We start from the raw sequence: 14,232 nt of genomic DNA on the forward strand, positions 1-14,232 counted from the left end.
GAGCACCATGCGTATCGGGATCCACACCGGCTACTGGTCGGCCGGGCCACCTCCGGGGACGGCCGACGCGGTCGTCCACGCCGACGCCCTCGGCGTCGACTCCGTCTGGACGGCGGAGGCCTACGGGTCGGACGCCCTCACCCCGTTGGCCTGGTGGGGCGCCCGCACCGAGCGGATCCGCCTCGGCACCGCCGTCGTGCAGATGTCGGCGCGGACCCCGACCGCGACCGCGATGGCTGCCATGACCCTCGACCACCTCTCCGGCGGACGGTTCGTCCTGGGCCTCGGGGTCTCCGGCCCCCAGGTCGTCGAGGGATGGTACGGCCAGCCCTACCCCCGGCCCCTCGCGCGGACCCGGGAGTACGTCGACATCGTCCGGCAGGTCCTCGCGCGTGACCGTCCCGTGAGCCACGACGGCTCCTTCTACACGCTGCCGCTCACGGCGGAGGCCGCCGGGGGACGTGCGGTGACCGGGCTCGGGAAGGCCCTGCGCTCCACGGTCCATCCCCTGCGCAGCGACCTCCCGATCCACCTCGCCGCCGAAGGCCCCAAGAACATCGCGCTCGCCGCGGAGATCGCCGACGGCTGGCTCCCCCTCTTCTACTCCCCCCGGCTGGACGACGAGTTCAGGAGCCTCCTCGCGGACGGCTTCGCGCGGCGGGCCGACGAGCGCTCGGCCGTCGAGGACTTCGAGGTGAGCGCGACGGTCCCCGTCGTCGTCGACGACGACGTCGAGAAGGCCGCCGACCGGGTGCGCCCCTTCCTCGCCCTCTACATCGGGGGCATGGGCGCCAAGGGCGCGAACTTCCACCGCGACGCCGTCGAGCGGCTGGGGTACGGGGAGGCGTGCGACGAGATCCAGGCGCACTACCTCGCCGGCGACCGCGACCGGGCGGCCGCTGCCGTCCCGACCTCGCTCGTCGAGGACGTCGCGCTCGTCGGACCGGCCGCGAAGATCCGCGCGGACCTTGCGGCATGGGAACGGACCGCCGTGACCACGATCGTCGTGCAGGGCGACGCGGCCGCCGTCGAGGCCGTGGTCCACGCCGCCCGCTGAGCTCGCTCCTCAGCGTGCCGGGACCTCGAGCTCGGCCCGGGCGTGGCGCAGGTCCACCCGGTCCCGCGCGGGCACCAGGGGGCAGCCCTCGTGCGCGAGGAGGGCGAGCGCCCGCGCACCGGCGTGCGACGGAGGTCGACCGGCCGCGTTCACGACCCTCCACCACGGGACCGCGCCACCGGCGCGGGCAAGGACCGCCCCGACCTGTCGAGGGCCGCCGCGGCCGAGCACCTCACCGACCACCTCCGCGACGTCGCCGTACGTCGTCGCGCGACCCACCGGGACCGTGCCCACGACGTCGAGCACCGTCTCCACGTACTCCTCGTCCACGCGACCACCCTAGGCCGTGAGATCCCGACAAAACCCTGGTGCGCCCGGGAGCCGTGCTGGAGACTGCGGTCATGACGCTCCCCACGCCGTACCGCTTGGTCCAGCTCGACGACGGGCGCCGGGAGGACGTCCTGCGCCTCGACCGGTGGGCCTTCCCCGACGCGCCGTCCGTCGAGGACGCCGAGGGCGTGCCCCTCCCCCTCGACTGGGAGCGGACCGTCGGCGTCGTCCGCGACGCCCCCGACGAGGCCGCCGTACCCATCGACGGCGCCGTGCCCACCCGCACCGACCTCGCCGCCATGCACTCCTCGTACCGGTTCTCGAGGTTCCCGGTGCCCGGTGCTCGCACCCCCGTCGCAGGCCTCACCTGGGTGGCCGTCCATCCTCAGGACCGACGACGCGGGCTGCTCACGGCGATGATCGACCACCACCTCGCGCAGTGCCTCGAGCGGGGCGAGACCGTCTCGGCGCTCTTCGCGGCCGAGGCCGCCATCTACGGCCGGTTCGGCTACGGCCACGCGGCCGACGACCTGCGCGTGCGGATCCCCCGTGGTGCCGCCCTGCACCCCGTGACAGGGTCGGACCGGCTCACCGTCCGCGTCGAGGAGCTGGACCCCGCACGGCACGGAGGGCTCGTCGCCGATCTCCACGAGCGAGCTGGCACCCAGGCGGGGATCCTGCGCCCCGGGTGGGCGACCCGGGAGACCGAGGCGCTGCGGGCGCACCACCTCTCCGACGTGCCGGCGCTCCGCGGCGGCAGGGAGACCAGGAAGATCGTCGTCGTGGAGGCCGACGGTGAGCCACGTGGGTACACGGTGCTCCGGCGGGCCCTGCGCTGGGAGACCCCGGGGCCGCGCGGCACCGTGCACGCCGGCGAGGTCGTCGCCCTCGACCCGGCGGCCGCCCACCGGCTGTGGTCGACGCTGCTCGACCTCGACCTCATGAGCGAGGTCGAGCCGTTCGTGCTCCCCGTCGACGACCCCATCATGGGTCTGCTCGTCGATCCCCGGTCCGCCCAGCCGCGGGTCGCCGACAACCTCTGGGTCCGGCTGGTCGACGTCGCCGGCGCGCTCGCGGCGCGCAGGTACGCGTGCCACCTCGATCTCGTGCTGCACGTCGCCGACGACAGGCTCGAGCACAACGACGGGACGTGGAGGCTGCAGTCGGAGGGTCTCGGCCCCGTCCACGTCGAGCGCACCACGGACGCGCCGGACCTCGCGGTGACCGTCGGGGCGCTGGGGTCGGCCTACCTGGGCGGGGTGTCGCTCACCGCCCTCGCGGGTGCGGGCGCCGTGGAGGAGCACACCGACGGGGCGCTCCTGCGCGCGTCGGCCGCTTTCGGCTGGCCGCTCGCCCCGGTCTGCAGCTGGGTGTTCTGAGGGCTCAGGCCTGGCACCGCGGGCACCAGAAGAGGTTCCGCCCCGCGAGCTCCGTGAGGGCGATACCGGTGCCGCACACCCGGCACGGCAGGCCGTCACGGTGGTAGACGTAGAAGGCGTCGTCGGAGGCGACCGCACCCGGCACGACGTCCGTGTTCTGCCGGGTCCGACGCCCTCGCCGCTCCTGCGACGAGCCTGCCCCCACGCTCCCGCGGTGGCGCGGCTCGGTGGTGACGATGGCGCCGGTCCGCGCCCCGTCCGTCATGATCTCCACGAGGTCGTCCCAGACCGCGTGGGCGGTCTCCGCGGGCACGGCCCGGCCGGGCAGCATCGGGGCCAGGCGTGCCCGGAAGAGCGCCTCAGCCCGATAGATGTTCCCCACGCCGGCGACGACCGCCTGGTTCATGAGGAGCCCCGCGACGGGTGACCGCGACCGTCGCAGCGCCTCGACGAACCGTGCGGGGTCGGCGTCGGGACGCAACGGGTCCGGACCCAGGCGCGCGACGACGGCGTCCTTCTCCTCGGGTGTGACGACCTCGCAGGCCGTCGGGCCGGTGAGGTCCGCGACCGCGTGCTCCGACCGGATCCGGACGCGCACCTGACCGCGGGGCCCGGGCGGCTCCCACGCCCCGTCGTCGTGCTCGTGCGCGTCGTGCTCGCCCTCGGCGACCGGCAGAGCGCTCTCCGCCTCGCCCACCCGCTTGCGCGGTGCGCCGATCGCATGGACGACGGCGGTGCTCCCGTCGCCCGCGAACGTCCACGCCCCGTAGAGCCCGAGGTGCACGCGCAACCAGCGCACGTCGGCGTCGCTGCTCCGGTCCGCGCCTCGCGGCGTGATCGCGAGGAACATCTGCTTCCCGTGCGCCTCGCTCGCCACCATCGTGCCGCCGTCGAGGACAGCCGCCCCGGCGGCGAACCGGCCCTGGGGACTCGACACCGCCACCGCGCTCCCGGCGAAGAGGTCGGCGAACGTCCGGGCCAGCCGGTGGACGGTGTGCCCCTCAGGCACGCGCGCGTCCTCGGGACCAGGGGCCAGGAGCGGTCACGTCAGCGAGCGGCCTCGTACGCGGCGAGCTGGTCGATGCGGCGCTGGTGGCGCTCGTCGCCGCTGAACGGCTCGGCGAGGAACGCGTCGACGAACGCCGTGGACTCCTCGACCGTGTGCTGACGGCCCCCGATGGCCACGACGTTCGCGTCGTTGTGCTGCCGCCCCAGGCGGGCCGTCTCGAGGTTCCAGGCGAGCGCCGCGCGCACACCGGGGACCTTGTTCGCCGCGATCTGCTCGCCGTTGCCGGACCCGCCGATGACGATGCCGAGGCTGCCGGGCTCGGCGACGACGGCCTCACCGGCCGCGAAGCAGAACGACGGGTAGTCGTCGAGGGCGTCGTACTCGTGGGCACCGTGGTCCACGACGTCGTGCCCGACGGCCCGCAGGTGCTCGACGAGGGCCGCCTTGAGCTCGAAGCCGGCATGGTCGGAGGCAATGTGAACGCGCATGCCGCCATTCTGCCGCATCGCTGCGCGCGGGCCCGCGACCAGGACCTAACCTGAGACGCATGACTCACACCGACAGCACGGCGCCCGCGACGGGCGCCCGGTCCGGCATCGACACCGGTGCGTTCGACCCCACCGTCCGACCGCAGGACGACCTCTACCGGCACGTCAACGGCAGGTGGATCGCCTCGCACACCATCCCCGCCGACCGCGCCGCCGACGGCGCCTTCCGGGCGCTGCACGACGCGGCGGAGCTCCACGTGCGGGAGATCATCGAGGAGGCAGGCGCCGCCGACAGCCCCACCGGTGTCATGGCCCAGATCGGGGCGCTCTACGCGAGCTTCATGGACACGGAGACCGTCGAGCGTCTGGGCACCGACCCCCTGACGCCGGACCTGGACCTCCTGCGCGAGGCGTCCTCGCCCGACGAGCGTGCCGTGGCGCTCGGGACCCTGCAGCGCACCGGAGGCGGAGGCGCGTTCGGCCTGTGGGTCGACAACGACGCGAAGGACCCCGAGAGGTACGTCGTCTACCTGCACCAGGGCGGCCTGGGCCTGCCCGACGAGTCCTACTACCGCGAGGAGAGGTACGCGGGGACGCGGGCGAGCTACCTCGCGCACGTCGCACGGATGCTCGTGCTCACCGGAGAGTTCGACGGGGGGTCCGTACCCGCCGCCGCACAGCGCGTCCTCGACCTCGAGACCCGCCTCGCCGGCCACCACTGGGACGTCGTCAAGGACCGCGACTCGGAGCTCACCTACAACCCGTCGACGCTCGCCGACCTCGCGACGTCCGCGCCCGGGTTCCCGTGGCACGCCTGGGCGGAGGCCCTCGGCGCCCCCGCAGGGGCGCTCGACCACGTGGTCGTCCGCGAGCCCGACTTCTTCGCCGGCCTCGCCGACCTGTGGCAGGGGGCGGACCCCGAGGACTGGGCCGCCTGGGCCGTCTACCACCTCGTCACCGCCCGCGCCGCCTACCTGTCGTCCGACGTGGTCGAGGCGAGCTTCGACTTCTACGGACGGACCCTGTCCGGCACCCAGGAGGTCCGCGAGCGCTGGAAGCGTGGGGTCTCGCTCGTCGAGGGTGCCCTCGGCGAGGCGGTCGGCGAGGTGTACGTCGCGCGCCACTTCCCCCCGTCCCACAAGGAGCGCATGGACGTGCTCGTGGCGAACCTCATCGAGGCGTACCGCGACTCCATCACCCGCCTCGACTGGATGGGGCAGGAGACCCGGACCAAGGCCCTCGCGAAGCTCGCTGCCTTCACCCCGAAGGTCGGGTACCCCGTCCGGTGGCGCGACTACTCGGCCCTCGAGGTCCGTGCCGACGACCTCGTGGGGAACGTGCGCCGGTCGAACACGTTCGACCTGGACCACGAGCTGGCGAAGATCGGGCGCCCGATCGACCGGGACGAGTGGCTCATGACCCCGCAGACGGTCAACGCCTACTACAACCCGTCGATGAACGAGATCGTGTTCCCGGCGGCGATCCTCCAGCCGCCGTTCTTCGACCCCGACGCCGACGACGCCGCCAACTACGGCGGCATCGGTGCGGTCATCGGGCACGAGATCGGGCACGGGTTCGACGACCAGGGCTCGAAGTACGACGGGCAGGGACGCCTCGAGGACTGGTGGACGAGCTCCGACCGCGCGGAGTTCGAGGCGCGTGCCGAGGCGCTCGTCGCGCAGTACGACGCGTTCCACCCGGCCCAGCTCTCCCCGGAGCACACCGTGAACGGCGCGCTGACGATCGGGGAGAACATCGGCGACCTCGGCGGTCTGTCCATCGCGCTCAAGGCGTACCGGATCGCCCTCGGCACCGACCTCGCGCACGCCCCGGTGGTCGACGGCCTCACCGGCGCCGAGCGGGTCTTCCTGTCCTGGGCGCAGGTGTGGCAGACGGCCATGCGCGACGAGGCGATGATCCAGCGTCTCGCGACGGACCCCCACTCCCCGGCGGAGTTCCGGTGCAACGGCGTGGTCCGCAACATCGACGAGTTCTACTCGACGTACAACGTGCAGCCCGGGGACGCCCTGTACCTGGCACCCGAGGAGCGGGTGCGGATCTGGTGACCCGGGTCAGCCCACCCGGGTGATGCCGGCACGGGCCAGGGTGAAGCCCTGGCCCGTGGCCGTGTCCGTGCACGTCACGCCGGTCTCGGTGCTGTCGCACGAGTAGGGCCCCACGGCCAGGGACGAGCCGTACGCCAGCTGCTGGGTTCCCGCGGGGGGCGCCGCGGGCTGGTCCGCGGGCCCGACGCACGGGACGCTCACGCCGTCGCCGGTGACCTCGACGACGTGCCCGACGGTCCCGTCGCACCCGGGCACGGGAGCCGGCTCCGTCGCGAGGGAGACGATCCCGCAGGACGCGCCGGTGGACGACACCTGGCAGACGATGTTGCCGGAGGGCGACGCGAACGCCTCGGCGTCGGCCGCCGGCTCGGCGGTGCCCTCGGCGTCGCCGTCCCCCGGGTCGGAGGTAGGTGACGGGCTCGCGCTCGCGGAGGTGCTCTGGCTCGCCGTCGGCTCCTCCTCGTCACCGGAGGACATGCTCACCCCGATCCACACGGCGAGGAGGACGAGAAGGACGTCGGCGACGACGAAGGCGACCAGCGCTGGCGACATGCGCCCGCGCCGGGCCTGCCCCTCTGCCTGCCGGGGTGGCGTCGACATGCCTGCCATGCGGTCTCCTCACGCTGGTCGCGGGCGTCCTTCACCCGCTCTCAGCGCCCAGGATGACACGTGCCCGGTCAGGTCACCGAACTCGCGTCCCACCGCAGGACCCGCGCGGGGCCGAGGAGCGACGGCACGGTGAGCGCGACGCTCCGCACGCGCAGGACGAACAGCTCGCCCTCGGCTCCGCACCCGTCCACCACCGCGGCGCGCGCGTCCCCGACGAGCTCCACCGCGCGCCCGGACACCTTCACCTCGTCCGCCCGGTCTCCGTCGGGCGCCGCGAGGAGCCCGACCCGGGCGTCCGCCCGCAGGTCTCGTGCCGCGCCCTCCGAGCACCCGAACCACATCTCGTCCCCCCACCACCCGACGCGCGCCGCGCTCAGGCGGGGTGTCCCGATGAGCGTGCGGGTGGCGAGCACGTGCTCGCCACCCGCGGCGAACCGGGCGCGGGCGTGGTCGGCGAGGTGGGCGTCGTCCTCGCGGACCGTCCCCCACGACGCCGCGGTGCTCACGGCCGTCACGAGAAGTCGGGGCCCTGCGTCCGCGTCCGCTTGAGCTCGAAGAAGCCCGGCGTGCCGGCGACGAGGACGCACCCGTCCCACAGGCGGCCCGCGTCCTCGCCCTTCGGGGCGGGCGTCACGACAGGACCGAAGAACGCGACGTCCCCGAAGGCGACGACGGGGGTGCCGACGTCCTCCCCGACCCTGTCGATCCCCTCGGTGTGGGAGGCCCGCAGCCGGTCGTCGTACGTCGTCGCGTCGTAGTGGTCCATGAGCGACGCGGGCAGGCCCACCTCGGCGAGCGCCTCCGCGACGACCTCGCGCCGGTCGGAGCGCCCACCCGGGTGGAACCGGGTGCCGATGGCGTCGTAGAGCGGCTTCACGACGTCGTCGCCGTGCTCGGCCTGCGCGGCGACGACCACGCGGACGGGGCCCCACCCCGCGTCCATGCTCTCCCGGTACGCCTCGGGCAGCTCACGTCCCTCGTTGAGGACGGACAGGCTCATGACGTGCCACCGGACGGTGATGTCACGGACCTTCTCGACCTCGCCGATCCACCGGCTCGTCATCCACGCCCACGGGCACAGGGGGTCGAACCAGAAGTCGGCGTGGCGCGTCACGGGATCCTGGGTGGCGGGGGTCGTGCCGGCGGTGTCGTTCATGGTGCTCCTCGAGGTGGGGCGGCTGGTGACGTCGAACCTAACCCGAACAGGGGTGGCGCTGTTCCCCGACGTCCGTGGAATGATCGTCAGTGGCCGCCACAGGCCACCGAACCCGGTGCTCACAGGACCGAGGCGCGCTCACCGGCACCGCCCGTCCGACGAGCACCACGAAGCCGAGGAGGCGCCCGTGTCCGGAGAGAACCTGACCCGAATCGAAGCGACGGAGCGTGCTGCGCTGGTCACCGTCCGGTCCTACGAGGTCGAGCTCGACCTCACGACCGGCCCCACGACGTTCCGTTCCACGACCGTGGTCCGGTTCGCGGCCGAGGACGGCGCGAGCACGTTCATCGACCTCGTCGCACCCGCCGTGCACGAGGTGACGCTCAACGGACGTGCTCTCGACCCGGCGGTCGTCTTCGCCGACTCGCGCATCGCCCTCGACGGGCTCGCCGCGGACAACGAGCTGCGCGTCGTCGCCGACGCCGCCTACACGAACTCCGGCGAGGGCCTGCACCGCTTCGTCGACCCCGTCGACGGCGAGGTCTACCTGTACTCGCAGTTCGAGGTCCCCGACTCCCGTCGCGTCTTCGCGGTCTTCGAGCAGCCCGACCTCAAGGCGACGTTCCGGTTCACCGTCACCGCGCCGTCGGCCTGGCAGGTCGTGAGCAACTCGCCCACCCCCGAGCCCGTCCCCGCCGGCGAGGGCACCTCGACGTGGGCCTTCGAGCCCACCCCCGTGATCTCCTCCTACATCACCGCGATCGTCGCAGGGCCGTACGTCGTGCAGCGCAGCGAGCTCACGAGCCGCGACGGCCGCACCATCCCCCTCGGTGTCTTCTGCCGGGCGTCGCTCGCCGAGCACATGGACGCCGACTACATCTTCGACAAGACGCGCGAGGGCTTCGCGTTCTACGAGGAGAAGTTCGACTACCCGTACCCCTTCGCCAAGTACGACCAGCTCTTCGTGCCCGAGTTCAACGCGGGTGCCATGGAGAACGCCGGCTGCGTGACGTTCACCGAGACGTACGTGTTCCGGTCCAAGGTCACCGACGCCATCAAGGAGCGTCGCGTCGTGACCGTCCTCCACGAGCTCGCGCACATGTGGTTCGGGGACCTCGTGACCATGCGCTGGTGGAACGACCTGTGGCTCAACGAGTCGTTCGCCGAGTGGGCGTCGACCCTCGCAACGGCGGAGGCCACGGAGTGGAAGGGCGCGTGGACCACGTTCGCCGCCATGGAGAAGTCGTGGGCGTACCGGCAGGACCAGCTGCCCTCGACGCACCCGATCGTCGCCACGATCAACGACCTCGAGGACGTCCAGGTGAACTTCGACGGGATCACCTACGCCAAGGGCGGGTCGGTCCTCAAGCAGCTCGTCGCCTGGGTGGGGATCGACGCGTTCATGGAGGGCGTGGGCCGTTACTTCCGCAAGCACGAGTTCGGCAACACCGAGCTCACGGACCTCCTCGTCGAGCTCGAGGCCACGAGCGGCCGGGACCTCGGCGAGTGGTCCCGCCTGTGGCTCGAGACCGCGGGCGTGAACACGCTGCGCCCCGAGATCGAGGTGGACGACGACGGCGTGATCACGGCGTTCGCCGTGCTCCAGACCGCCACCGCCGAGCACCCCACCATCCGCCCGCACCGCCTCGCCGTCGGCTTCTACGACGAGGACGGCAGCGGGTCGCTCGTCCGGACGCGCCGCGTCGAGATCGACGTCGACGGTGCCCGCACCGACGTCCCCGAGATCGTGGGGGCGACGCGCCCCGCGCTCGTGCTCATCAACGACGAGGACCTCGCCTACGCGAAGATCCGCCTCGACGAGGCCTCCTGGTCGGTGGCCGTCGAGCGGCTCGCGTCGATCACGGACCCCCTCGCACGGTCCCTCGTGTGGGGCTCAGCCTGGGACGCCACCCGCGACGCGGAGAGCCCCGCGAGCGACTACGTGCGGCTCGTCCTCGGCAACATCGCCACGGAGACCGAGTCGACGACCATCCGCACCACCCTCGCTCAGCTGGCCCTCGCTGCCCGCAGCTACGTGGCGCCGGAGCGGCGCGCCGAGACGGTCGCCGCGGTGGGCGACGGGCTGTGGGACCTCGCCCAGCAGGCGGAGGCCGGGTCCGACGCCCAGTTCCAGTTCGTCAAGTACTTCGCGAACCTCGCGAGCACCGGCGCGCACCTCGACGTCCTCGGTGCGCTGCTCGACGGGACGCGCACCCTCGACGGGCTGGAGATCGACACGGACCTGCGCTGGGAGATCCTCGAGGGCCTCGTCCTCGGCGGCCGGGCCGGCGCCGCCGAGATCGACGCCGCCCTCGCCGCGGACAACACGGCGAACGGTCAGCAGGCGGCAGCACGCGCCCGCGCGACGATCCCCACGGTCGACGCCAAGCTCGCCGCGTTCGCGTCGCTGGTGGACTCCGACGAGGCACCGAACGCCATCGTGCGGGCGACGACCATCGGGTTCGGGCACGTGAACGACCCCGCGGTCCTCGCTCCCCTGGTCGAGCAGTACCTGGCGTGCCTGGAGCGCCTCTGGGCCGAGCGCAGCTACCACATCGCGGAGACGCTCGTCGACGGGCTCTTCCCGGCCCCGCTCGCCGACGAGTCCCTCCGGGCGGCGACCACGGCGTGGCTCGCTGACCACCCGGACGCAGCGCCCGCGCTGCGCCGGATCGTCGTGGAGAACCTCGCGGGCGTCGAGCGGGCGCTCGCCGCGCAGGCGGTCGACGGCGCCTGACAGGCGTCGGGGTGGCCGGCGGGCGACCGCCGACCACCCCGACGGGTGCTCCCCACCAGCACGGACGAGCGGTGAACCGTCCCGGTGACGTGGCTGATCAGCCGTTCATGACTCGGGCGAGGGACCGCAGGCGCGCGTTGTCGAGGAGGTCCTCGAGGAGCACGACGTTGCCGATGGAGTCCCCGAGCGGCACCTTCCAGTTGGGGTACTCCTGGTCCGTCCCGGGCTGGTTCTGCGCGCGCCTCTCCCCCACGGCGTCCGCGAGGGACACCCCGAGGAGCACGGCGGGCGTCATGCGGACGTACCGGTGGAGGGCCTCGACGAGCTCGCGCTCGGACGGCTCGATCCCGACGAGCCCGAGGTCCGACAGGGCCGCGACCATCTGGTCACGCTCCTCCTTCGCCGCCTGACGGACGGTGTGCACCGGTTCCGTGAGCAGACCCAGCCGCTCGCGGATCTCCACGTGCTCGCCGGCGAGGTACCCGGCGGACGGCGGCAGGTCGTGCGTCGTGACCGTGGTGAGGGACAGCGGACGGAAGCTCTCCGGCCTGGCGGGCAGGCCGTCCTGCTCCTTCTCGAACCACAGGACCGACGTTCCGAGGACACCGCGCTCCGTGAGGTAGTCCCGCACCCACGGCTCGAAGACCCCGAGGTCCTCGCCGATGACGATCGCCCCGGCACGCTGGGCCTCGAGGCACAGGATCCCGATGAGCGCGTCGTGGTCGTAGCGCACGTACACGCCCTCGTCCGCCCCCTGACCCTGCGGGATCCACCAGAGCCGGAAGAGACCGATGACGTGGTCGATGCGCAGCGCGCCGGCGTGACGGAGCACGGTGCGCAGCAGGTCGCGGTACGCGGCGTAGCCGGTCCGTGCGAGCTCCTCCGGGTGCCACGGGGGCTGGGACCAGTTCTGACCCTGCTGGTTGTACATGTCCGGCGGGGCACCCACCCCGATGCCGTTCGCGAGGACCCCCGCGAGGGCCCAGGCGTCGGCGCCGGAGGGATGGACGCCGACGGCGAGGTCGTGCATGACACCGATGGACATCCCGCCGTCGAGGGCGGCGCGCTGCGCCTGCTCGAGCTGGACGTCCGCCACCCACTGCAACCAGCAGTAGAAGTCGATCTCGTCGGAGAGCTCTGCTCGCAGCTCCTTGACGACGTCCGACGTGACGTCGTCGGCACCGTCGGGCCAGGGGCCGCCCTGGAAGTGGTCGGTGAGCGCGCACCACGTCGCGAAGTCCTCGAGGCCACGGCCCTGGGAGCGGCGGAACTCCTGGAACGCGGTCTCCCGCGCCGCGGAGCGCGGCGCCCCGAAGACGACGCGCAGAGCCGACTTCTTGGCCTCCCACGACGCGTCGCGGTCGATGGGACCGGGGTCGGTGCTCATCTCCCGAACCCCGTCGGCGGACCACTCGATGAGGGACCGGTCGGCGGCGGACAGGTACGCGGTCTCCCGGATGTCCTCGACGCGCAGGTAGATGGGGTTGACGAAGCGCCTGCTCACCGGCAGGTACGGGGACGGGGTCATGGGGGTAGTGGGCTCGGCCGCGGCCACCGGGTTGATGAGGAGGAAGTCGGCGTCGAGGCTGCGTCCCGCGAGCCACCCGAGGTCGGCCAGGTCCGCGAAGTCCCCGACGCCCCACGACTGGCGTGAACGCACGGAGTAGAGCTGCGCCATGAGCCCCCATGCCTGCCGCTCCGCGAGATCGGCGGGGACCTCGAGCCGTGCGGGCGTCACGACGAGGGTCGCACGCGACTGTCCGTCGGCGGTGCGCGCACGGACCTCGTGCCACCCGAGCGGGAGGTCCTCTGGCAGCTCGAAGACCGCACGACCGATGGCGCGCCCGTCGACGACGTGCGGCTCCGTGTACACGTCGAGCTGGCCCAGCACCCGCTCCCCCGCACCGTCCTCGAGCTCGACCCACACCTCGACCTCGAGCCCGTCGGTGACGTGCACCGGCAGCTCGGTGGCACGCCCCGCCGTGGCGACGACCGTGGGGGGGAGCATCCGGCGCCACTCGCGGTCCGCGACGCTCGCGAGCGCCACGTCGATCCGCTCGGGGCTCGACGCGTCGACCCCCAGGGCGTCGAGGACGGCGACGAGGGTGTGCTCGGCGGCGTACTTCTTCTCCCCGTGGAACCCCCAGTGGTCCGGCGAGATGCCGTAGGCGACCGCGAGGTCGACGAGAGCGGGTGAGGGCGTTGACTTCTGCTCGACGGGGTCCACGCTTGAATCCTGCCAGAGAGCGCGCCCACCGGCAGCAGGGACGTCGGCGCGGCGGCCTCCCTGGATCGGTAACCTGCCCCCATGGACCTCTCCGACATCGCTCCCGAGGACTTCGAGCCCTCGAGCGCCGACTGGTGGCTCGACTGGTTCCTCGGGACCCCGCTGCGCCTCCTCATCACCCTCGTCGTCGGGCTCGTCGTGCTCGTCGTGCTGCGCCGCGTGATCCGGACGGTGACCAACCACATCGCGGACGGCACGGCTCTCGGCAGGCCGGGCCTCCGGGAGCTGGGAGGCACCGAGGTGGGGTCCGCGATCCTCCGCAACAACCCGCTGGCGAGCGCCCGCCGCGCCCAGCGCGCCCGGACCATCGGCTCGGTCCTGCGCTCGGGGGCGACCCTCGTGGTGGGGGCGGTCGTGCTGCTCATGATGCTCTCGGACGTGGGCGTGAACATCATGCCGCTGCTCGCGTCCGCCGGCGTCGCGGGTGTGGCCCTCGGCTTCGGTGCCCAGAGCCTCGTGAAGGACTTCCTCTCGGGGACGTTCATGCTCCTCGAGGACCAGTACGGCGTCGGTGACGTCGTGACCTTCGGCGAGGTCACGGGGACCGTGGAGGCGGTGGCGCTGCGCGTGACGAAGGTGCGGGACATCTCGGGCACCCTCTGGTACCTGCGCAACGGGGAGATCCTCAGCGTCGGCAACCAGACCCAGGGGTGGGCCCGCGCCATGGTGGAGGTCCAGCTCCGCCCGGACGCGGACGTCGAGGGTGCACGGGAGCTGCTGCGGAGCGCGGGACGGCGCCTCACGGACGACCCGGTGCTGAGCACCTATCTCCAGGAGGAGCCCGAGGTCATCGGTATCGAGGCCCTGAGCGCGGAGTCCATGAAGTTCAAGGTCCAGGTGAAGACGAACCCCGCGATGCAGTGGGAGGTCGCGCGGGCGCTGCGCGTCGCGGTGCGCGAGGAGCTCGAGGGGGCACGCGTCCAGATGGCCATCCAGCAACAGACGCTCGTGGTCTCCGAGACGGGGGCCACGTCGACGGACGCCGCCGCGGCCGCGAGCACCTCGGGACCCGTGGGAGGCCCTGGCACACCTCCCTGACCCGCGACGCACGGACGGCCACGCCCCGGCGTGCGCCGGGACGTGGCCGTCGGGTCGGGCCTCGCGAGGTGCGGGG

Annotated in this window: 12 protein-coding genes; 5 read left to right on the forward strand and 7 right to left on the reverse strand. The window is 72.9% G+C overall.

All coding sequences use genetic code 11. The features are described from left to right. The first annotated feature begins 7 nt into the window (after positions 1-7). Positions 8-1,057, forward strand: a complete 1,050-nt coding sequence (locus JAV76_RS08500) for an LLM class F420-dependent oxidoreductase (RefSeq protein WP_198733616.1) — start codon at positions 8-10, stop codon at positions 1,055-1,057. Between the two features lie 9 nt (positions 1,058-1,066). On the opposite strand, the gene JAV76_RS08505 is transcribed toward JAV76_RS08500, so the two are convergent. Next, on the reverse strand, positions 1,067-1,387 hold the full coding sequence (locus JAV76_RS08505; protein WP_198733617.1) for an MGMT family protein: 321 nt from the start codon (positions 1,385-1,387) through the stop codon (positions 1,067-1,069). A 71-nt stretch (positions 1,388-1,458) separates the two neighbouring features. Here JAV76_RS08505 and JAV76_RS08510 point away from each other — a divergent pair, with 71 nt between their 5' ends. Further along, positions 1,459-2,766 (forward strand): GNAT family N-acetyltransferase, encoded by a 1,308-nt coding sequence (locus JAV76_RS08510; RefSeq protein ID WP_198733618.1) that lies wholly within the window; start codon positions 1,459-1,461, stop codon positions 2,764-2,766. Between the two features lie 4 nt (positions 2,767-2,770). Here the strand turns inward: JAV76_RS08510 and JAV76_RS08515 are convergent, their stop codons facing one another. Together JAV76_RS08515 and JAV76_RS08520 are read right to left on the reverse strand one after the other, a co-directional pair. Next, positions 2,771-3,775, reverse strand: a complete 1,005-nt coding sequence (locus JAV76_RS08515) for an Fpg/Nei family DNA glycosylase (protein ID WP_198733619.1) — start codon at positions 3,773-3,775, stop codon at positions 2,771-2,773. Between the two features lie 38 nt (positions 3,776-3,813). Then, complete coding sequence (locus tag JAV76_RS08520; protein ID WP_198733620.1) at positions 3,814-4,263, reverse strand: ribose-5-phosphate isomerase; 450 nt, start codon at positions 4,261-4,263, stop codon at positions 3,814-3,816. Positions 4,264-4,322: 59 nt separating this feature from the next. Here JAV76_RS08520 and JAV76_RS08525 point away from each other — a divergent pair, with 59 nt between their 5' ends. Continuing rightward, positions 4,323-6,329, forward strand: a complete 2,007-nt coding sequence (locus JAV76_RS08525) for a M13 family metallopeptidase (protein WP_198733621.1) — start codon at positions 4,323-4,325, stop codon at positions 6,327-6,329. A gap of 6 nt (positions 6,330-6,335) precedes the next feature. Here the strand turns inward: JAV76_RS08525 and JAV76_RS08530 are convergent, their stop codons facing one another. From JAV76_RS08530 to JAV76_RS08540, 3 genes are all read right to left on the reverse strand, one after another. After that, positions 6,336-6,938 (reverse strand): hypothetical protein, encoded by a 603-nt coding sequence (locus JAV76_RS08530; protein ID WP_198733622.1) that lies wholly within the window; start codon positions 6,936-6,938, stop codon positions 6,336-6,338. Between the two features lie 68 nt (positions 6,939-7,006). Continuing rightward, positions 7,007-7,444: a hypothetical protein gene (locus tag JAV76_RS08535; protein WP_198733623.1), complete on the reverse strand. Its 438-nt coding sequence runs from the start codon at positions 7,442-7,444 to the stop codon at positions 7,007-7,009. 5 nt (positions 7,445-7,449) lie between these two features. Beyond that, on the reverse strand, positions 7,450-8,094 hold the full coding sequence (locus JAV76_RS08540) for a mycothiol-dependent nitroreductase Rv2466c family protein (protein WP_198733624.1): 645 nt from the start codon (positions 8,092-8,094) through the stop codon (positions 7,450-7,452). A 187-nt stretch (positions 8,095-8,281) separates the two neighbouring features. On the opposite strand from JAV76_RS08540, the gene pepN reads away from it, so the two are divergent. After that, a complete protein-coding gene (gene pepN / locus JAV76_RS08545) occupies positions 8,282-10,831 on the forward strand; it encodes an aminopeptidase N (RefSeq protein ID WP_198733625.1) in 2,550 nt (849 codons plus the stop codon). 97 nt (positions 10,832-10,928) lie between these two features. Here the strand turns inward: pepN and malQ are convergent, their stop codons facing one another. Next, positions 10,929-13,058, reverse strand: coding sequence for a 4-alpha-glucanotransferase (malQ, locus tag JAV76_RS08550; protein WP_198733626.1), 2,130 nt, complete (start codon positions 13,056-13,058; stop codon positions 10,929-10,931). A gap of 81 nt (positions 13,059-13,139) precedes the next feature. On the opposite strand from malQ, the gene JAV76_RS08555 reads away from it, so the two are divergent. Then, positions 13,140-14,156: a mechanosensitive ion channel family protein gene (locus tag JAV76_RS08555; RefSeq protein ID WP_198733627.1), complete on the forward strand. Its 1,017-nt coding sequence runs from the start codon at positions 13,140-13,142 to the stop codon at positions 14,154-14,156. Positions 14,157-14,232: the final 76 nt, after the last annotated feature.

The sequence above is a fragment of the Sanguibacter suaedae genome (genome assembly GCF_016342785.1).
Lineage (GTDB): Bacteria > Actinomycetota > Actinomycetes > Actinomycetales > Cellulomonadaceae > Sanguibacter > Sanguibacter suaedae.

Coding starts and splice junctions, on each gene's coding strand:
- JAV76_RS08500 (WP_198733616.1), top strand. CDS start 8: ATGCGTATCGGGATCCACACCGGCTACTGGTCGGCCGGGCCACCTCCG.
- JAV76_RS08510 (WP_198733618.1), top strand. CDS start 1,459: ATGACGCTCCCCACGCCGTACCGCTTGGTCCAGCTCGACGACGGGCGC.
- JAV76_RS08520 (WP_198733620.1), bottom strand. CDS start 4,263: ATGCGCGTTCACATTGCCTCCGACCATGCCGGCTTCGAGCTCAAGGCG.
- JAV76_RS08525 (WP_198733621.1), top strand. CDS start 4,323: ATGACTCACACCGACAGCACGGCGCCCGCGACGGGCGCCCGGTCCGGC.
- JAV76_RS08530 (WP_198733622.1), bottom strand. CDS start 6,938: ATGGCAGGCATGTCGACGCCACCCCGGCAGGCAGAGGGGCAGGCCCGG.
- JAV76_RS08540 (WP_198733624.1), bottom strand. CDS start 8,094: ATGAACGACACCGCCGGCACGACCCCCGCCACCCAGGATCCCGTGACG.
- JAV76_RS08555 (WP_198733627.1), top strand. CDS start 13,140: ATGGACCTCTCCGACATCGCTCCCGAGGACTTCGAGCCCTCGAGCGCC.